The sequence below is a fragment of the Natrialba swarupiae genome, assembly GCF_008245225.1.
GTDB classification, from domain to species: Archaea; Halobacteriota; Halobacteria; order Halobacteriales; family Natrialbaceae; genus Natrarchaeobius; species Natrarchaeobius swarupiae.
The window spans coordinates 210,140-230,562 of record NZ_VTAW01000003.1; the positions used below are offsets into that span (position 1 = coordinate 210,140).

Annotated in this window: 13 protein-coding genes; 5 read left to right on the top strand and 8 right to left on the bottom strand. The window is 62.9% G+C overall.

What is annotated here, in order from left to right; translation table 11 throughout:
- The first annotated feature begins 21 nt into the window (after nucleotides 1–21).
- Nucleotides 22–564, top strand: coding sequence for an 8-oxo-dGTP diphosphatase (locus FYC77_RS04515; protein ID WP_149080315.1), 543 nt, complete (start codon nucleotides 22–24; stop codon nucleotides 562–564).
- 80 nt (nucleotides 565–644) lie between these two features.
- Here the strand turns inward: FYC77_RS04515 and FYC77_RS04520 are convergent, their stop codons facing one another.
- Nucleotides 645–1,667, bottom strand: a complete 1,023-nt coding sequence (locus tag FYC77_RS04520; protein ID WP_149080316.1) for a quinone oxidoreductase family protein — start codon at nucleotides 1,665–1,667, stop codon at nucleotides 645–647.
- Between the two features lie 174 nt (nucleotides 1,668–1,841).
- Here FYC77_RS04520 and proS point away from each other — a divergent pair, with 174 nt between their 5' ends.
- Nucleotides 1,842–3,329, top strand: coding sequence for a proline--tRNA ligase (gene proS, locus FYC77_RS04525; protein ID WP_149080317.1), 1,488 nt, complete (start codon nucleotides 1,842–1,844; stop codon nucleotides 3,327–3,329).
- A gap of 534 nt (nucleotides 3,330–3,863) precedes the next feature.
- Nucleotides 3,864–8,420 carry a glutamate synthase large subunit gene (gene gltB, locus FYC77_RS04530; RefSeq protein WP_149080318.1) on the top strand — a complete coding sequence of 1,519 codons (4,557 nt, stop codon included), beginning with the start codon at nucleotides 3,864–3,866 and terminating at the stop codon, nucleotides 8,418–8,420.
- Between the two features lie 13 nt (nucleotides 8,421–8,433).
- On the opposite strand, the gene FYC77_RS20105 is transcribed toward gltB, so the two are convergent.
- From FYC77_RS20105 to FYC77_RS04545, 4 genes are all read right to left on the bottom strand, one after another.
- Nucleotides 8,434–8,580, bottom strand: a complete 147-nt coding sequence (locus tag FYC77_RS20105; RefSeq protein ID WP_162354471.1) for a hypothetical protein — start codon at nucleotides 8,578–8,580, stop codon at nucleotides 8,434–8,436.
- A gap of 192 nt (nucleotides 8,581–8,772) precedes the next feature.
- Complete coding sequence (locus FYC77_RS04535; RefSeq protein ID WP_149080319.1) at nucleotides 8,773–9,183, bottom strand: HIT family protein; 411 nt, start codon at nucleotides 9,181–9,183, stop codon at nucleotides 8,773–8,775.
- A gap of 87 nt (nucleotides 9,184–9,270) precedes the next feature.
- Nucleotides 9,271–10,332: a glycosyltransferase family 4 protein gene (locus FYC77_RS04540; RefSeq protein WP_149080320.1), complete on the bottom strand. Its 1,062-nt coding sequence runs from the start codon at nucleotides 10,330–10,332 to the stop codon at nucleotides 9,271–9,273.
- Between the two features lie 152 nt (nucleotides 10,333–10,484).
- The gene (locus tag FYC77_RS04545; RefSeq protein ID WP_149080321.1) at nucleotides 10,485–11,435 is read right to left on the bottom strand and encodes a hypothetical protein; all 951 of its coding nucleotides are present in this window, start codon (nucleotides 11,433–11,435) and stop codon (nucleotides 10,485–10,487) included.
- Between the two features lie 369 nt (nucleotides 11,436–11,804).
- Here FYC77_RS04545 and FYC77_RS04550 point away from each other — a divergent pair, with 369 nt between their 5' ends.
- Complete coding sequence (locus FYC77_RS04550) at nucleotides 11,805–13,661, top strand: S9 family peptidase (RefSeq protein WP_149080322.1); 1,857 nt, start codon at nucleotides 11,805–11,807, stop codon at nucleotides 13,659–13,661.
- Nucleotides 13,662–13,861: 200 nt separating this feature from the next.
- On the top strand, nucleotides 13,862–15,034 hold the full coding sequence (locus FYC77_RS04555; protein WP_238386785.1) for a lysylphosphatidylglycerol synthase transmembrane domain-containing protein: 1,173 nt from the start codon (nucleotides 13,862–13,864) through the stop codon (nucleotides 15,032–15,034).
- Here FYC77_RS04555 and FYC77_RS04560 read toward each other — a convergent pair.
- The 3 genes from FYC77_RS04560 to FYC77_RS04570 form a co-directional block, all read right to left on the bottom strand.
- Nucleotides 14,941–16,002, bottom strand: coding sequence for an NAD(P)-dependent glycerol-1-phosphate dehydrogenase (locus FYC77_RS04560; protein WP_149080323.1), 1,062 nt, complete (start codon nucleotides 16,000–16,002; stop codon nucleotides 14,941–14,943). The two genes, FYC77_RS04555 and FYC77_RS04560, sit on opposite strands and share 94 nt — an antisense overlap.
- Before the next feature lie 1,119 nt (nucleotides 16,003–17,121).
- Nucleotides 17,122–18,567, bottom strand: a complete 1,446-nt coding sequence (locus FYC77_RS04565; protein WP_149080324.1) for an MATE family efflux transporter — start codon at nucleotides 18,565–18,567, stop codon at nucleotides 17,122–17,124.
- Nucleotides 18,568–19,124: 557 nt separating this feature from the next.
- Nucleotides 19,125–20,360: a mandelate racemase/muconate lactonizing enzyme family protein gene (locus tag FYC77_RS04570; protein ID WP_149080325.1), complete on the bottom strand. Its 1,236-nt coding sequence runs from the start codon at nucleotides 20,358–20,360 to the stop codon at nucleotides 19,125–19,127.
- Between the last annotated feature and the right edge of the window lie 63 nt (nucleotides 20,361–20,423).

The window sequence follows — 20,423 nt, forward strand, 5'->3', positions numbered from 1 at the left end:
CGGCCGGCCAAACCGGATCGTATGATCGAGGCGACGCTGTGTTTCGCTCTTAGGGTGGACGCCACCGGTGAATCAGTCGACGACAACCAGAGAACAGAGCGCGAGGTGCTCCTGATCGAGAAACGACGCGGACTCGGCGAGGGGTGGTACAACGGGCCCGGCGGCAAACTCGAGGCAGGCGAGACGCCACGTGAGTGTGCCATCCGGGAGACCCGCGAGGAAGTCGGCCTCGAGATCGATCCGGCGGACCTCGAGAAAGCCGCCGAGTTGACGTTCACGCTCGACAGCGAAATTCACACGTTCTGTCACGTCTACCGCACCGAGTCGTTCGCCGGCGAGGCGCGGCCCTCCGAGGAGGCCCGCCCCGAGTGGGTCCCAGTCGAGGACGTTCCCTACGACCGGATGTGGGAGGACGACCGGCTCTGGCTTCCTGGCGTCCTCGAGGGACGGACAGTCGTCGGCGAGTTCGCGTTCGAGGGGGGTGAGCCACTCGACGAAGCCGACTTCGTCGAACACGACCTCGAGTGGGACGTGACGCTCGAAGAGGGCGCGGACGACGGATAACAATTCGGACGGTTTGCGATGACCGATTGCCGGCCGTTCGACGATCCCGTGCCCGGTGGGCCGAACCCGGCGAGCGACCGCTACACCACCAACACGAGTTTCCCCGAACTCTTCCGTGACTCGAGGTACCGATGGGCGTCGGCGGCGTCCTCGAGTGCGAACGTCTCGCCGACGACGACCTCGAGGTCCCCGTTCGTCAGCTCCGCCGTCAGTTCGGGGACGGCCTCCACGATGCGCTCGGGGTCGCGAGCAGCCGTCTGGCCGAGGTGAAAGCCCCTGACGGACTTGTTTTCGAACAGTAACCGTCGGTTCTCGGCCGAAGCCGGCTCGCCGCTCGCGACGCCGTAGGTGACCATCCGTCCGAAGTGGGCCATCGCGTCGAGGCTCCGCTCGAAGACGTCACCGCCGACGCTCTCGAGGACGAGGTCGACGCCCTCGCCGCCCGTCTCTTCGTCGACGACCTCGCGAAAGTCGGTCTCCTCGTAGTTGATCGGGTGATCACAGCCGAGTTCGGCGGCGAGCTCGAGTTTCTCCGTACTGCTCGCGGTGCCAAACACCTCCGCGCCGGCGTTCGACGCGAGCTGGACGGCGGCCGTCCCGACGCCGCCCGCGGCGGCCTGGATCAACACCGATTCGTCGGCCTCGAGGTCGCCCCACTCGAACAGACAGGCGTGAGCGGTGAGAAACTGAACCGGGAAGCCGGCGGCTTCCGTAACCGCCATCCCCTCGGGGATCGGGAACAGCGATTGGACGGGCGCGGTTGCGTACGCCGCGTAGCCGCCGCGGCCGACCATCGCGACGACGCGGTCGCCCTCCTCGAGGTCGGTGCCCGCTCGGGGTTCACCGCCACTCGCGCCGTCCGCAGAGGGTGGCTCCGCTCGCCCCCCGACCGCGTCGACCGTTCCCGCGACCTCCATCCCCGGAACGTACGGCGGTTCGGGACCGCCCGGATACTGCCCGCGCCGTTGCATGACGTCCGCGAAGTTGATGCCGGCCGCCTCGACGTCGATCCGAACCTCACCCGGCCCCGGTTCCGGAATCGGCGCGTCGATGGCCTCGAGTCGATCGCTGTCGCCGTAGGAGTTGACCTCGATGGCTCGCATACGACGATGGGCGTTACCGATCGGCATAAAAGTCGGCCGTCGGCCGGTGACGACAGTTGTCGCGAGGAACAGTGCTGTGGTGGACGCGAAGATGGGTGTCGATCGTTACCGCAGGAGCGCGTCGTCGCCCGTCGTTCGCATGGTTTAAGACCGCGCTGACTGACTGTCGACACAATGAGCGACGAGAGTCAGGAACTCGGGATCACCGAGTCGAAATCGCACAAACCCGGCGAGTGGTACGCCGAAGTCGTCCAAAAAGCGGGCCTCGCGGACTACGCACCGATGGGCGGCTTCATCGTCACGAAGCCCCGCGGCTACGCCCTCTGGGAGCAGATTCAGGACGCACTCGACGGCTGGTTCAAAGAGACCGGCGTCGACAACGTCTACTTTCCCATGTTCATCCCGGAATCCTTCCTCGAGCGTGAGAAAGACATCGTCGAGGGGTTCGACCCAGAGGTCGCGTGGGTCACCCAGGGCGGCCACGACGAACTCGAGGAGCGCCTCGCGGTGCGCCCGACCAGCGAGTCGATCATCGCGCCCTTCATGGCCGACTGGACGCGGAGTCACCGTGACCTCCCCCTCCGACTGAATCAGTGGTGTTCGGTCGTCCGGTGGGAGGCCACCGAGACGAAGCCGTTCTTCCGGACGAAGGAGTTCATGTGGCAGGAGGGCCACACCGCCCACGCCACCAACGAGGAGGCATGGGAAGAGGTCTGGACCCGACTCGGGCAGTACGAACGTGTCTACGAGGACGTGCTCGCGATTCCGGTGCTTCGTGGCAAGAAGCCCGAACACGACAAGTTCCCCGGTGCGGACACGACGACCACTGTGGAGGCGCTGATGCCCGACGGCAAGTCCGTCCAGGGAGGAACCAGCCACCATCTCGGCCAGAGCTTCGCCGAGGCGTTCGACATCACGTACGTCGACGAAGACGAGGAAGAACGAACCGCCTACACCACGTCGTGGGGCCTCTCCTGGCGTGCACTCGGAGCGCTGGTCATGACCCACTCCGACGACCAGGGCCTCGTTCTCCCGCCAACCATCGCGCCCACGCAGGTCGTCATCGTCCCCATCTGGCAAGAGGATACGAAGGAGGACGTCCTCGAGTACTCCGAATCCATCGCCGACGACCTCGAGGCGGCCGGCTTCCGCGTCGAACTCGACGACCGAGACGAGCGCAATCCCGGCTTCAAGTTCAACGAACACGAGCTCAACGGCGTCCCGCTTCGTCTGGAGATCGGCCCCTACGAGGTCGACGACGCGGAGGTCACGCTCGTCCACCGACCCGACAACGAGGAATCGGTCGAAGACCGCGAGGAGATCGTCGACACCGTCGACGACCACCTCGAGACGATCTACGAAAAGCTCTACGACACGGCGGCCGAGAACCTCGAGAACAACATCCGTGAGGCCGACAGCCCCGAGGAGATCATGGGAACGATCGGCAAACACGGCGGCTACGTGAAGGTGCCGTGGTGTGGCGATCCCGCCTGCGAGGAGGCGATCAAGGAGAAGGTTTCCGCCGAAATCGTGATGCAACCGCTCGAAGATCAGGGTGGAACCACCGCAGGAGCCCCGAAAGCACCCGACGACGAGGATGCAACGTGTGCGGTCTGTGGGGAACCTGCGGACCAGCTCGCTTACTTCGCGAAGAGTTACTAACCGATCTCGGTTGGAATTGTCAAGGGGTATCGGAGAATGCCCCGAGGCGATTGACGCTACGAGCCGTCACCCTCGTCGACGGTCGTGCATGCGTGTCGTCGACACTCAAACCTAACCCTTTAACCAAAGATTCCTTACCGGTCGGCTCCGAATAGAACGTGTGGTGTTCACCTCGCCGTGGACACTACGTGCCTCTGACACTTCTGACCCTCGATGGGCCATTTCGGCCCGTGGGGGGCTGTACGAACAGGACGCTGACGAATACCGTTAGGATAGTTCGAAAAGCCGACGATCAGACGGATTGCTATCCAGATAGATCGGTGGACCTGCCCGAGGGGTCGCAGGTGTGCCGACACTGACCGACAGGGAACCGTCTCAGTCCACCGAGACGACGTTCGACAACGGGATCGGTTCGTCACGGTCGTTCCGGCACATTCGAGGAGGACAATACACCTTATATACGATTGTATGTGTCTATAATACATTTAGTGATTATGGAGTACCCTCTTATAGGTGTTCTCGCTACGGGTGTGTATGTCACAGCCACACTGCTCGCTATCCACCGAGCGCCAGCAGGGACTTGCGGATCCAACGGAATCACGTTCGAACTGCGGTGTCGGCGTCGTCATGGATCTCGACGGAGAGACGGGTCACGACGTCGTCACCGACGGACTCGAGTTACTCGAGAACCTCGAGCACCGCGGAACGACCGGCGCGGAGAAAGACACCGGTGACGGCGCGGGGATTTTGCTTCAGATTCCGGATGGGTTCTTCCAAGACGTTCTCGAGACGGATCTCCCCGAGACGTACGCGGTTGGTTCGATCTTCTTTCCACAGAACGACGACGCGCGCACGGAACTCGTCTCTCTCGTCGACGAGACCCTCGAGCGCTACGACCTCGAGGTACTCGAGTGGCGTGACGTTCCGACGAACAACGACGATCTCGGCGAGACGGCCGTCGATTCCGAACCCGACGTCCGGCAGGTCGTCGTCGCTCCGGACGACGAGAGCGTCACCGAGGAGGAGTTCGACCGACGACTCTACGTCGCTCGTCGTGCCCTCGAAAATGCGATCGACGATGCTGACGTCGATGGCGCGGATCGCTTCTACGTCGTCTCGCTCGATTCGAAGACCGTCGTCTACAAGGGACTGCTCAAGGGCGTCCAGGTACCCAGCTACTATCCGGATCTGACCGACGACCGAATCACCTCGAACTTCGTGATGGTCCACGAGCGGTTCTCGACGAACACCCTCGGTGCGTGGCACCTCGCCCACCCCTACCGCAACATCATTCACAACGGCGAGTTCAACACCATCCAGGGCAACATCAACTGGATGCGCGCCCGCGAGACGGACCTCGAGAGCGACGTTTTGGAAGACGTCGACGCCGTCAAACCGGTGATCAACGATCCCGAACAGTCCGACACCGCGAGCGTCGACAACGCGCTCGAACTCCTGATGCAAGACGGGCGCGACTTAGAACACGCACTGCGGATGCTCGTCCCCGAGGCGTGGCGCGGCGACGACGCGATGGATCCGAAGCGAAAGGACTGGTACGACTTTCACGCCTCCCTCGTCGAGCCGTGGGATGGCCCCGCCCTCGTCGCGGCCACGGACGGCGAACGCATCGGTGCCGTCCTCGATCGCAACGGCCTGCGACCCTGCCGATACGACATCACGACCGACAACCGCCTCGTCATGGCCAGCGAAGCCGGTGCCCTCGAGACTCCACCCGAGGAGATCGAGGAACGTGGCCGTCTTCAGCCCGGCCAGCTGTTTCTCGCCGATCCGAACGAGGGACGCGTCATTCCGGACGACGAGGTCTTCGACGACCTCACCGACGATCGGTACGGCGAGTGGGTCGAGCAGGAACAGGTTCGACTCGAGGACCTGGTGACGTCCGGAGACGACAGCCCACGTCGGCCGGTCTCCGGGCTTCGTGACCACCAGACGTCGTTTGGCTACACCCACGACGAACTCGAGAACCTGATCGAGCCGATGACCCAGAAGGGGAAGGATCCGGTGGGCTCGATGGGTGACGACACGCCGCTGTCGGTACTCACCGAGTTCAACCGTCCGCTGTTTTCGTACTTCAAACAGCTGTTCGCCCAGGTCACCAACCCGCCGCTGGATTACATTCGCGAGGAACTCGTCACATCGATGGAGTCGCGGCTGGGCCACCAGCGCAACCTCCTCGACGAATCGCCCGAACACGCCCGCCAACTCGTGCTCGACTCGCCGATCCTGACGGACGCCGAACTCGAGGCGGTCCGCGACTGTTCGGCAAACGACATCACGGCGGCGACGGTCGACATCACCTACGAGCCGACGAGCGACGAGCCGGGGCCGGACCTCGAGACCGCGATCGATCGGGTCCGCGACGACGTCGTTTCCGCGATCGAAGACGATGGTCACGACGTCATCATCCTCTCGGACCGTCGCGTCGGCGAGAATCGAGTCGCGATTCCCAGTCTGCTCGCGACCGGCGGCGTTCACCACCATCTCGTTCGAAACGGGCTGCGCAACCACGTCGGCCTGGTCGTCGAGTCGGCCGACCCGCGTACCGTCCACCATTTCGCGACGCTGGTCGGCTACGGCGCCGGCGCGGTCAACCCGTACCTCGCCTACCAGACGATCGAGGACATCACCGCCGGCCCCGACGGAGCCGACACCGAGGTCGCGATCGACGCCTACGTCGGGGCCCTCGAGGACGGGCTGCTCAAGATCATGGCGAAGATGGGAATCTCGACAGTCGAGAGCTACCAGGGTGCCCAGATCTTCGAAGCGGTCGGGCTCGATTCGGGGTTCGTCTCGGAGTACTTCGAGGGCACCGAGAACCGAACCGAGGGGATCGGCCTCGCCGAGATCGAAGCGGACGTCCGCGAGCGCCACGAGAGTGCCTTCGGCGAGGACGAACCCGATCTCGAGCGATACGGCGAGTTCGAACACCGCTCGGACGGCATCCACCACCAGTGGAATCCGGCGACGGTCGGTGCGCTCCAGCAGGCGGTCCGATCGAACGACTACGAGCGCTACGGCGAGTTCGCCGAGCAGATCAACGAACAACAACAGAACCTCCAGACGCTTCGGGGACTGCTCGAGTTCGACTCCGACCGCGACTCCGTTCCGGTCGAGGACGTCGAGCCGATCGAGGAGATCGTCACGCGGTTCTCGACGGCGGCGATGTCGCTGGGCTCGCTCTCGCCCGAAGCCCACGAGAACAACTCGATCGCGATGAACCGGATCGGCGGCAAGTCGAACTCGGGTGAAGGTGGCGAGCCGCCCGAGCGCTTCGGCACGGAAAAGGAGTGTAACGTCAAACAGGTCGCCTCGGGTCGTTTCGGCGTCACCTCGACGTATCTCTCCTCGGCGGACGAACTCCAGATCAAGATGGCCCAGGGAAGCAAGCCCGGCGAGGGTGGTCACCTCCCCGGCGAGAAGGTCAACGAGATGATCGCCCACGTCCGCAAGTCGACGCCCGGCGTCGGTCTCATCTCCCCACCGCCGCTTCACGACATCTACTCGATCGAGGATCTGAAACAGCTGATCTTCGACCTCAAAGCCGCAAACGAGGACGCCGACATCAACGTCAAGCTCGTCTCAGAGGCCGGCATCGGTACGATCGCCGCCGGCGTCGCGAAGGCAAACGCCGACGTCGTCCACATCTCGGGACACTCCGGCGGCACGGGCGCTTCACCGCGGACGTCGATCAAAAGCGCAGGGCTCCCCTGGGAACTTGGTCTCGCCGAAGCCAACCAGATGCTCTGTCAGACCGGTCTCCGCGACCGGATCCGTGTCTCGACCGACGGCGGGATGAAGACCGGCCGAGACGTCGCCATCGCCGCCCTGCTCGGCGCCGAGGAGTACATCTTCGGCACGGCGAGCCTCGTCGCCGAGGGCTGTGTGATGGCCCGGCAGTGTCACAAGAACACCTGCCCGGTTGGCGTCGCCACCCAGCGTGAGGACCTGCGCAAGCGCTTCCCCGGCGAACCCGAACACGTCATCAACTACATGACGTTCATCGCACAGGAGCTGCGCGAGATCATGGCCGAACTCGGCTTCGAGACCGTCGACGAGATGGTCGGCCGCGTCGACGCCCTCTCCCAGCGTGACGACGTCGACCACCCGAAAGCCCGAACCGTCGACCTCTCGGAGGTTCTCGCCGACCCCGGCAGCGAGGTCCGCCGAAAGCTCCGCGAACAGGACCACGAACTCGAGGCTCAGCTCGACCGTGATCTCATCGAAGCTGCGGCCAACGCCATCGAAGAGCAGGTACCAGTCACGCTCTCGGCCGAGGTCACGAACGTCGACCGCACCGTCGGCGCGATGCTCTCGAATCGGATCACGAGCCGCTACGGCGAACCCGGTCTCCCGGAGGATACGATCGCGGTCGACCTCGAGGGGACGGCCGGCCAGAGCTTCGGTGCGTTCCTGGCCAGCGGCGTCTCGATGCACCTGAACGGCAGCGCCAACGACTACGTCGGAAAGGGACTGTCGGGCGGGAAGCTTACGATCCGCACGCCCGAAGCAGCGGCCTACGACCCAACCGAGAACATCTCCATCGGGAACGTCGCACTCTACGGCGCGACCGATGGCCAGCTGTACGTCAACGGCGTCGCCGGCGAGCGGTTCGCCGTCCGCAACTCCGGCGCGAAAGCCGTCGTCGAGGGCGTCGGCGACCACGGCTGTGAGTACATGACCGGTGGCGTCGTCGCCGTCCTCGGGGAGACGGGGAAGAACTTCGCTGCCGGCATGTCCGGTGGCGTCGCCTACGTCTACGACCCCGACGACGAGTTCGAATCGCGCGCCAACACCGAGATGGTCTCGCTGCACGACGAACTGGAGGAGAAAGACGAGCAGATGCTTCGTCGCCTCGTCGAGAATCACGTCGCTTACACCGGCTCCGACCGCGGGAGTCAGCTTCTCGAGAACTGGGAGCGCGCACTCGAGTGCTTCGTCAAGGTCATGCCCGACGCCTACCACGAAGCGATCACCGAACAGGGATCCGACGACGTTCGGGGCGAACTTCCCGGCTCGGCGAAAGCGGAACTCGAGGCCGAGTCCGCAGGGTTCGCCGCAAGCGACGACTGACGATCGTCGTCCGTCAGTGCCGGTACGACCGCGATCCGTCCGTCGGTTGCTCGAGTTCACACTCGCGGTCGGCGTCGGGATAGATAACCACGTCCTCGAGCGACGTCGCCGGATGGCCGACGCCGATCACGAGGTCGTACGTGTCGACGTTCGTTCCCATACCGGTACTCGGCACGGAACGATCAAAAACGTTCGACGTCGCGGGCTCGAGTGCGGCGGCGAGTCGGTGGGTGCCCAACTCCGCGTCAGTCTCCGTCGCGCTCGTGGCGTGTTCCGTCGGTGCCACGCTCGTGCCGTCGATCCTCGTTTCGGTCGTTCATCGTGGTCCGGTGTGCTCCGACAGAGAACCGTATCACAATCGTTCTCGAACGCGAGCTGCCAACTCCGCTCCATCGTCGGCCGTCAGCCGGTCCCGCGGTAACGATAGCGAGACGTCGTCGTCCTCGAACCGGGGAACGAGATGGACGTGGGCGTGCTCGACGGTACCGACCAGCGGCCCGCTGGTGTGAAAGAGGCTGAAGCCGTCGGGGTCGAGCGTCTCCTCGAGCGCCGTCGAGACGGTTTCGACCGTCCTGAACACGGCGTGGGTCGCCGATGCGTCAGTCGTCAGGAGTTCCTCCTCGTGGACGCGAGGGGCGACCAGCGTGTGTCCTGTGGTGGCCGGTCGGCGGTCGAGAAACGCCACCGTCCGCTCGTCCTCGTAGACGACGCGGACCGAGCCGTCGCCGGCGACGATTCGACAGAACGTACAGTCGTCGTCCATACCGAGATATGTTCGGGATCGAATTATAAGTACTTTGGTAGAACGGTGTGGTCGGAGAACGGCCCGTCTCGACCGACGAGTGGTCGATCAGAGGAAGCCGGAGGTGTCCTGCAACGCGCGATACGAGGTGAGATACCGATCGCGGACGACGTCCCTGTCGTACTCCGCGAACGTCTCGTCGTAGTCGCGGCGCTCGAGGTCACCCGCCGCAAGGATGGCGTCGGCGAGTTCCTCCTCGCTGGTCGTCCGAAAGCCCCGATCCCAGCCTTCGACGAGTTCGTGGGCGCTCGAGGCGGTGTGGTACTCGACGAGGCCGATACATCCCGACGCCAGCGCCCACAGCATCTCCGTCGGAAACACGCAGTGTTCGGCGGTCTGAGCGAAGACGTGTGCGCCGCGGTAGATCGCGATCCGCTCTTCGAGCGAGAGATCCCCCGTGAAGGTGATTCGGTCGTCGATCCGGAGGTCGCTCGCGAGTCGTTCGTACACCGGCCGCTCGGGTCCGTCGCCGATGACGGTTACCCGCCAGTCTCGGCCCCGGAGTTCGGCGAGTCCGAGAAACAGGCTCTCGAGGTTGGCCGCTTCGTCGAGTCGGCGGGCGTAGACCACATCGACGGAGTCGTCCGGGTCGATCTCTCGTATCCGATCGAGATCGACCGGGGCGGGGACGACGTCGATACCGTTGCTGGCGATCCCCAGTTCCCGAATCCAGGTCGCGACCATCTCCGACGGCGCTACGATCCGATCGGCCCACCGGCCCGCTCGGCGATTCCACCAGGTGTTCTCGATGCCGCCGTCACCGTGCCACTCGAGAATCGTCGGTGCTCCTGCAAGCGTTCCGCCGAGGCTAGCCGACACCACCTGCTCCGGTGGATTCGCACCCGCGTGAACGACGTCGGGATCGAACGCCGAAATCGTCCCGGGGAGACGCGCGAGAAACGACGATTTCGCCTCGAGCCCCGACGATACGCCGTGATACGTCACGCCGTCACGTTCGAACGCTGGAACGTCGCCACCCCAGAACCGCGCACAGAACACGTGGACATCGTGACCTCGTTCGTCAAGCAACTCGAGAACCGAGTGGAGTCGTCGGTTCGTCTCGGAATCCCGGTGGTGAACGGTTTCGAACGAGACGAACGCCACGCGCATATGCAAGCGGGACGCAACGATGGGATAAAAAGTCACTTCTTTCCGTCGGTTCACTCGAGGAGTTCGCCACGAGTGAGCCGGTCTCGTCGCTCGATCCAACAGGGCAACCGGGTTTGTTCGCCGGTGATGGCGATTTTTCGTCGTCGTCTTCGTTAGCTGTCTTTATCGTCGTTCTGATCATCGCGGTCGTCCTTCTCGTCGGCGGGTTTGTCGTCCGCCGGGACGTTGACCATCGGATCGGTGATTTTGTCGACGATCTCTCTGTCGTCCTTATCGTCCATCGGGACGTTGACCATCGGGTCGGTGATTTTGTCGATAATTCCTTTGTCGTCCGTCTCGTCGACGTGTTTGTCGGGCGCAGGCTCTTCGTCGCGGTCTTCCTTGTCGTGGTAGTCGTCCTCCTCGTCGTGGTCTCTGTCGTCTGTGACTTCGTCGTCGGGTTTCTCGTCTTCTCCGACCTTAACGTCGTGATCGTCGTCTTCGTGGTCTTCGTCGGTTGTCTCGGTCACCGAAACGGTGTCTCCGACCGTCTCGCCCGCGACGTGTTCTTCGAGTTGATCGCTCGTCAAGACGGAGATGGTTTCGTCGCCGTCGGAGCCACACTCGAGAGTGATTTCGGTGTGCTCGAGTGGGACGTCCTCGCCATCTGCGGTCGCAGAGAGTTCGTACGTTCCGTCGGCGAGTCCGACGAACGTTACGTTCTCTGCTGGGGGGACCGTCGTACTGAGGCTGTAGGCTGTCGTTTGCGAATCGGAGTCGTCCGAGGCCGTAGCCGTCGTTTCGGACTGGATCTCCGTATCGAGCGACTCAGAGCTCTGGAGCTGGATCGACTGCTGGTCCGTAGACCAGCTCAGCATCAGTTCGACCGGTTCGCCGTTCGGATTCTCGACCGAGAGATGGTTCGTCTCCTCGTCACAGTGGTCAGTAACGAGTAGTTCGTCGTACTGGCCCTGTTTCGCCTCTCCCGAACCGGCGATAGCGCCAGCGGAGGCGACGGTCAGTCCAACGACGACTGCGGCGACGATGACGACGGTCAGCCACGATCTCGCCCATCCTGGGCGGGCTGTTCCCCATTTTGTACCCTGTGTCTCTTTCTCTCTCATAGCCACGCGAACCCTCAACGCGACTTCGGCTCTTTGTTATGGACATCAGACAGTTGATGTATTCCCGACGACGACGGGCCGATTTCGTGGTGAAAATTTCCAGCCCCGAGAGACGAACGGAAGTGGTGTCTAAGCTTCTATTGGCGGCCGTGTAACGGTACCTCCGATCGACGGAGACCGTTTCCAGAGGCGAACGAAGGCCGAAATCACCTGGTAACACGGATCAACGAACGATTCACCGATAAACTGACTGCACACGATATTCACGAGACCGTGATATGGATCGTTACTACGGGAATCCGCGGTATCTAGTGTGAATCGATGGGACGAAATCCAAACGACTACTGATTCCGCCCGCGTGTTCTCGGTATGGTTACGTACGACATCGAACGCTATCTCAACATTCGAAGCGCGTACGGTGCGTCGTTCGGCCCCGACGGCGAACGACTCTCGTTTCTGATGGATACGACCGGAACGTCCCAGGTCTGGACCCTCGAGGGTCCACAGGAGTGGCCCGAGCAGCGAACGTTCTCCGACGAGCGGGTGACGTTCGCGACGTGGTCGCCCGAACGTCCCGAACTGATCTTCGGGATGGACGAGGGAGGGAACGAACGAGCACAGCTGTTCCGACTCGAGGCCGAAACCGGCGCGATCGAGAATCTGACGGCGATGCCCGACGCTAAACACCGGTGGGGCGGCTTCAGCCACGACGGCGAACGGTTCGCGTTCGCGTCGAACCGACGCGAGGAGTCCGTCTTCGACGTCTACGTCCAGGGCCGCGACGAGACCGAGGACGCCCGGCTCGTCCACGAAGGCGACGGCTGGCTCTCGGTCTCGGGGTGGTGCCCGGACGACACCCGGCTGCTCGTCTCACAGGCGTACTCGAACTTCGACCAGGACCTGTACGTGCTCGACCTCGAAACGGAGGAACTCGACCACCTCACCCCCCACGAGGGCGACGTCCGCTACCAGAGCGCGAACTGGGCGCCAGACGGCGAGGGGATCTACCTCGTCACCGACCACGGGGACGCGGATACCCTCTATCTGGCTTATCTCGACGTCGAGACCCGCGACCTCGAGACGGTTACCGAGGGAGAAGGGTGGAACGTCGACGGCATCGCGCTGGACGACGAAACCGGTCGGTTCGTCTACTCCCAGAACGTCGAGGGATACACCGAGTTGACCGTCGGCGAGTTCGACGACGCGGATCCGACCGAGTTCGAGACGTTCGCCCAACCCGACCTCCCGGGCGGCGTCGCCGGCGGCGTGAGCTTCGGACCCGACGCCGAACGCTTCGCGCTGTCGACGAGCGGCGATACGGTGAACACGAACGTCTTCGTCGTCGACATCGGGCAACGACGTGGTTCGGACGGTGAGACAGAGTCACACGACGTCGAGACCGCCGAGGCCGAGCGGTGGACCGACGCGCCGACGGCGGGTATTCCGCGCGAGACGTTCGACGAGTCCGAACTCGTCCACGTCGAGAGCTTCGACGGCCTCGAGGTGCCCGGATTTTTCTCCCTCCCAGACGACGCTGAAACGGGCGAAACACCCGTCGTCGTCGACATCCACGGTGGCCCCGAGAGCCAGCGCCGACCGTCGTTCTCGAGTGTCAAGCAGTACTTCCTCGATCGGGGCTACGCCTACTTCGAGCCGAACGTCCGCGGCTCCGCAGGATACGGCGCCGACTACGCCGCCTTGGACGACGTCGAGAAGCGAATGGACTCCGTCGCCGATATCGAGGCCTGCGTCGAGTGGCTCCAGGACCACCCCGCGATCGATCCCGACCGCATCGCTGCCAAGGGCGGCTCTTACGGCGGGTTCATGGTGCTGGCCGCGCTGACCGAGTACCCCGACCTCTGGGCTGCGGGCATCGACGTCGTCGGCATCGCGAACTTCGTCACGTTCCTCGAGAACACCGGCGACTGGCGGCGCGAACTCCGCGAGGCGGAGTACGGCTCGCTCGAGGACGACCGCGAATTCCTCGAAGAAATCTCGCCGACGAACAACATCGAGCACATCGAAGCGCCGCTGTTCGTCCTCCACGGCGAGAACGACCCCCGAGTGCCGGTCGGCGAGGCCGAACAGATCGCCGAACAGGCGAACGAGCAGGGCGTGCCCGTCCGGAAGCTGATCTTCGACGACGAGGGCCACGGCTTCTCGAAACTCGAAAACCGCATCGAAGCCTACTCGGCGATCGCCGACTTCCTCGACGAACACGTCTGATACGGGCCGCGATGCGTCGGTTCCGGCCGGTCGCAGACCGGCGAGCGATCGACCGACAATCAGTCATCGCAGACCGTATGAATCGACGGGACGTCCCGTCACTGCTATCGGTTTTCGATCTCCGGCCGACCCGGCCCGCGGCTATCGATCGTGCGGGAGGGACGGACACGTTTAACTCGAGGACTGTCTTACCAGTCAGTATGCGTTGGCGGCGAGCGGTCGGAGGACTGGCAATCGCGGTGGTCGTCGTCGCACTCTTTGTCTACAGCGTCGGCTGGAACGAGGTCGTCGCGAACGTCCGTACGGCCCATCCGATCGCGCTCACGCTCGCGGTCGTCGCCGGGCTCGTGATGCTCGCGCTTCGCGGGTTGTTGCTCAGGCAGTTGCTCGAGCCGGTTTCGGGGAGCGCCCGCGGCATCGCGTTCGGATCGTCGTTCCTCTCGGGATACTTCGCCAGGAGCGCCCTCCCGTGGGGTCGGTCGACGGGAACGCCGATCACGGCGTATCTGCTCTCGGCGAACTCCGACTCGGAGTTCGAGGACAACCTCGCGGCCGTCGCGGCCACGGAAGGGTTCAACGTCCTCGGAAGCTTGATCGTCGCCGTGTTCGGATTCGTCGCGTACGCGGCGATGACCGGCACGACGGCGAACCCAGTCACCCAGAGCGTCGCAATCGCGGGCGGTGGTGGACTTGTCGTCGCTGGCGTGATCGTCGTCGTCTTCCATCAGGGTGTCGCACGAACCGTTTCCCTTCACACCGCGCGGACCCTCGAGGCGGCGATCGGCCGCGTTCCCAAACTCGGGGACGTACGCGGAACGCTCACCGGTCGGATCGAGGGCTTTTTCGCCACGCTCGAGACGATTCAGGCGTCCCATCGGACGCTGGCGGTCGCGTTCGGGATTACGACGGTCGGCTGGGTGTTCAACGCGTTGCCGCTTTACTTCAGTCTGCTCGCGCTCGGCGTCGACGTCCCGTTCGCGCTGGTGCTCGTCTGTGCGCCGCTTGCATCCTTCGGCGGGGTTGTTCCCCTTCCCGGGTGGAAGCGGCGGCATCGAAGTCGTCCTCGCGAGCCTGCTCGTCGCGACTGCGGGCGTCTCGGGTGGCGTCGCAACCGCAGCGGCGATCCTCTACCGACTGACGACGTACTGGACACACCTCGCGATCGCCGGCTGTGGGGCCGCCGTTGCGTCCGTCGCGGGGACCCAGCGCGTGTGAGCCTGACCTGCCGTCAGTCCGTTCCGAAAGGGGTCTCGCTCGACCATCTGAAACGCGGTCTGTCTCAGCCGATGACGCCAGTTTTCGTCGCGACCTCTCGAGCCGCGTGTTCGTTCATCCCGTCGCCGAGGATCGTGTACCGATCGCGGATCTCGTGACACGAGGTCAACGCCTCGATCACCGTGTCGTCGTCGATCCCGAGTTCGGCGGCGGTCGTCGGCGCGTCGATACTCGAGAGCGCATCCCGGATATCCCGCCAGAAACCGCGTTCGCCGCCGTGGAGGTACGCAGTCATGATCGAGCCGACGCCGACCTGGTGACCGTGTAACGCGGCGTCGGGTGCGAGCCGATCGAGCTGGTGGGAAAAGAGGTGTTCCGCCCCGCTTGCGGGTCGGGAGGAGCCGGCGATGCTCATCGCGACGCCCGAGGAGACGAGCGCTTTGGTGACGATCCAGGCCGACTCCTCGAGACCGGGACGGACGAGGTCGGCGTTGTCGACGAGAATCTCGGCGGTCATCTCCGAGAGCGCGGCGGCGTACTCGGAGTACTCGACGTCTTTGAGCCGTCTGGCCAGTCGCCAGTCCATCACGGCGGTGTAGTTCGAAATAATGTCGGCACAGCCCGCGGTCGTCAACTCCCACGGTGCGTCGGCTAGGATTTCGGTATCGGCGACGACGCCCAGTGGAGGCTCCGCCGCGACGCTGTGGCGGGTGTTACCGTCGGGGACGGAGCCGCGATTGCTGACGATGCCGTCGTGGCTCGCTGCGGTCGGCACCGAGAGAAACCCTATTCCGAGGTGTTCACTCGCCATCTTCGCGATGTCGATCGCCTTTCCGCCGCCGACGCCGACGAGGTAGGAAACATCCTCGCGCTCTGCGGTCTCGATGACGGTTTCGACGGAGTCGAACGTCGCCGACTCGACCGTCACGGTCACCGGATCCATTCCCGCCGCTTCGAAGTCGCTGGCGACCGAATCCGTCACCACGTTTCGCGGCGTCGGACTCGTCACGAACAACGGTCGCCCCTGCAGGTGGAGATCGTCGACCGTGTCGACGACCGCCGACCGAACGCCGTGGCCGACGACGACGTTTCGCGGCAGTCGTATCCACTTCGATTTCTCGAACATACGTAGGGCGATACACTCCCGAACCATACGTGTTTATCCGTTCGCTCGAGGCTGGGCCAGGGTCGGTGTTTCCCAATACTATCAGTTCAGATGATATTATATATTACGGGTGTGTTGGAGAATCATTTCACGCCCATATTTATACCGCTCCTCTATTTCCAGAGTGTCTGTCGACTGATACAGATGGTCTATCACATGAGATCCCACAAATATCGTTCGTCCCGCAATCGAATTAATCAGCACCGTGCTTTGGGGTGTATCCACAGCGACGACACCGAACAGACCGGTTGTACAGCTGAATCCGGGCAGGACAGTACGGACAGTCAAACTCCATACGCTCGCTACTATCGTCAAACACTAAAATATTACTACGACAATCGTCGTAACCTCGGTCACGAAACGGTTGTAATCAATTTTTGGCCGTTTGTAGACCAGCGTTTCTATAACAGTTTCTAATTTGGTATATTGTGGGAGTTAATTCTTGAGTGATGTTTTCCACGCTTGTGTGCCGATCGGTAGATTTGTACTGGAACTCGGGCCCCGACAGTAGGGCGCGACGCTCAACCAATCGATACCACCACCAGGAAACACGACGTCGTCCATATCGTGTTTCTCGGTTGGTTCATCGCGGGAGATTCCGTGAGGTCCGTATTTTTGGCCGGAAACACTCGGGCATACAGCGTCCGCTTTGAAAGTAACTGCCGTAAACAGCCAGTGTCGGCCGTCATTACGCTGAATGTGAGTTTCGTTAACCGGAACGAGACCCGATGAGTTGTCGCCTCCGAACTGTAACTTCGCGTTTTAAACTCCGCTGTGGGTGGTATCTCGAGCGTGGATACTACCAAAAACTCCACAGAATAAACAGTATATAAAATAGACATATTAGAACGGTAATAGAGTTATCGCTATTAGCTCGCGTGATGTTTGCTCGTTACCAATACATTCGGACGTTGGCGAGGGGTGGATCGAAACCGTTGAATTCGGGCATTGTGACTGTGAACTCCACCGCCTCACTCTTTCATACGATCTGTGATGACTGATTGCCGGCCGATCCGAACAGCTGCCCGGCGACGGGCCTGTACCCAGGCGAGGATTCAAGATGCCGAGCGGACATCCGTATCAATCGTCTGCGATCGCTGAATCCGGACGATACGCTTCGCTAATCGTCTTCCACTTTCCGAGTCGAAACCGCCAGTAGTTGACCGCCGCCGGAACGCCCGCTTCCGCGAAAAACGCGAGGTACAGCCCCCAGTAGCCGAGTGCCGTCGTCGCTCCGAGATACGCTAGCGGGATCGCTCCGAAAAAGACGCCGAGAAACTGGCTCACGAACGGCACTCGAGTATCACCGCTTGCGTCGAGTGGACCCGCTGCGGCGCCACCGACGCCCTGAAAGACGACGGCGACGCAGGCGGCGTAGACCAGGTCGACGGCAATCGGGATCGCCGGGCTGGTTGGGTCCTCGGCGAACAGGACGACGACCTGTTCGGCGAAGATCGCCACGAGCACCGCCGAAACGACGTACGTCGCGACTGAAAACCGAATAATATCTCGCCCGTAGAGCGTCGCGGTCCGCTCGTCGTCTCGACCGAGCGCTTGACCGACGAGACTCGAGGATGCGAGGCCGAACCCCCAGCCGGGTGCGTTCATGAGCGCCCAGATACGACGGGCGATGACGAACGCAGCGACGGTGCTCTCGCCGAAGACGTCGAGGATGGCGAACATGGGGAACTCGGCGACGGTCCAGACGAGGTTTCGCGCACCGATCGGGAGGCCGATACGACAGAGGTCGCGGATCGTCTCGCCATCGACGTAGGTTCCGACCGGCGAGATCTGGACCGGAAATCGGCCGATACCCGGCACGGATCCGGAGACGAGTCCGACGACGAAGACGGCGGTGACGGCGACGTTCGCGAGGACAGTTCCAACCGCCGCGCCGGCGACGCCCCACTCGAGGCCGAAGATGAATACGGCGTTCAGGCCGATGTTGGCGACTGCGCCGCCGGCGCGAACCTGCATCGCAGTGTAGGCGTCGTCGACGCCGACGAGCGTTCGGCTTCCAACGAGATTCAACCCGGCCAGCGGAATGCCGAGTCCGACAATCTGAAGGTAGGTAGCCCCGTGTTCGACCGCTCGTCGATTGTCACTCAACAGCGAAACGAGTTCGGCGGGATACAGCCAGAACGCGACCGTCACCGGAACGCTGATCACGACGACCAACACGGTGCTCGCCCGAACCGCGACTCCCAGCTGGTCGAACGCGTCCGCACCGTAGCGCTGGGAGACGAGTGCAAGCGTCCCGCCAGCGACGCCACCGCCGAGTGCGAACGCGAGTCCCCAGAACGGACCGGCGAAACCGACGCCCGCGATAGCCGACGTTCCCACGGCCACACCGACCATCGCGACGTCGACGACGCTTTTGGACATCCGAGCGAGACCGGTGACGATGCGAGGCCACGCGAGTTCGGTCGTGCGAACGGCACGCTCACGGTCGATCACGCCGAGGCGCGCGAGGCCGAGACCGATTACCAGGACGACTGCCTTGAGGGGGTTCGGAAACCGAGACACCGGAAGACATGCCGTCGTTTCGGGGCACCCTCAAAGGATGTTCCCTAGCCGGCAAAGTCGTCCGTATCAGGTGCCAGTGAACGTATCGTTCTGTTGGTTCCCCTGCCCGCTTCGATCGGTCGTTGTCAACTCGTCGGTCCGTGTGGCTGTTACGGCCGATTCACCAGAGAGGAATCTATTTCTGTAAAGTAGAACAATTGTCCACCTATGAAAGAAGGATAGTCAGTAAACGGCCATGTCGAATTTTACAGAAGTACTACCGTAATTCAATCTCCAGCCGGCCCTCTCATCGGTTTTACCAGCATCTCGAGGCCAGTGGGAGAACGACGAATGACATCCTTTGCCATGGGAGTTTTCTACAAGAGAATAGGGTTCTCTTGGGTAGAATAGATCATGCTCCTTGATGATTCGAAGTCAGCCGAGAGACGGTGTAGCCACTCGAGTACTGGTGTCCCGCCTTGCGATCGTCGCCCTCGATCGGGGTCGATAGTCGAAACTCAGAGGAGACGATCTCGAAAATTCGGGCTCGAACTCGAGACGGGGTCGACGGCGTCGGATTACGCTTCGTCGAAGAGTTCCTCGCCCTCGACCATGTACTCGGCGACCGCGTCGAGATCGAGTGTGAGTCCGAGGCCAGGTCGTTCGGGAATCTCCATGTAGCCGTCCTCGATGAGTCCGTCCTCTTCGACCAGATCCTCCCACCAGCCGAGCTGGTAGGAGTGATACTCGACGGCCAGGGAGTTCGGGATCGCCGCGGCGACCTGGGCGCTCGCCATCGTCCCGATTGGTGAGGAAACGTTGTGCATCGCCACCGGAACGTAGTACAGATCCGCGAGGTCGGCGACCTTTCGCGTCTCGCGCATGCCGCCGACGCGGGGCAGGTCCGGCGCGATGATGTCGACGGCCTGCTCTTCGAGCAGACGCCGCTGACCGTGAGTCCGGTAGACGTTCTCGCCGACCGTGATCGGCGTCGTCGTCGACTGGGTGACCTCTCGCTGGACGTCGTGGTTCTCCGGCGGCACGGGGTCTTCGAGCCACCAGACGTCGTAGGGCTCGAGTTCGCGTGCGAGACGTTTCGCGGAGCCGGCCGAAAACGACCAGTGACAGTCGAAGGCGACGTCGGCGCGGTCGCCGACGCGTTCGGTGACCTCGCGGACGATCTCGACTTTGTGATCGATCTCCGGGCCGCGAAGGTGGCGATTCGCCCGATCTTTCTCGTGGCCCGAGGGGACGTCGAGGTCGAACTTGATGGCGTCGTAGCCGAGTTCGGAGACGACCCGTTCGCCTTCGTCGGCGCACGCGATCGGATTGGCCTCGTCTTCGGTGTGTAAGTCACAGTAGATGCGAACCTCGTCGCGGTACTTGCCGCCGACCAGCTGGTAGGCCGGAACGTCGAGGATCTTGCCGGCGACGTCGTGGAGTGCGATCTCGATCCCGGAGATCGCCGAGATGACTTTTCCGGAGACCGAGCCCTCGCCGGACATCTTCTGGACGAGATGTTCGTAGAGTCGGTCGATGTCCAGCGGATTCTCGCCGACGAGAAACGGTGCCATCCGCTCGATGATCGCGTCGTCACCGCCACCCCAGTAGGATTCGCCCGTTCCGACCAGTCCGGCGTCGGTGTAGACTCGTACGAGGATCCACGGGTAGTTGCCGTCGACCATCGTCGTCTGGACGTCGGTGATCTCGACGTCGCGCGGGCCGCGGTCGGCGTTCAGATTCATCGTCTCTGACGAGAGGTCGCGCATGGTATACTCTGCGTTCGGATCGCGTAGCGTCCGGTAGTTCGGCATACGACCGACGTATACGCGGCCAGGTATATCACGTTTGGCATGTCGCCGTCTCCCACGACGAGT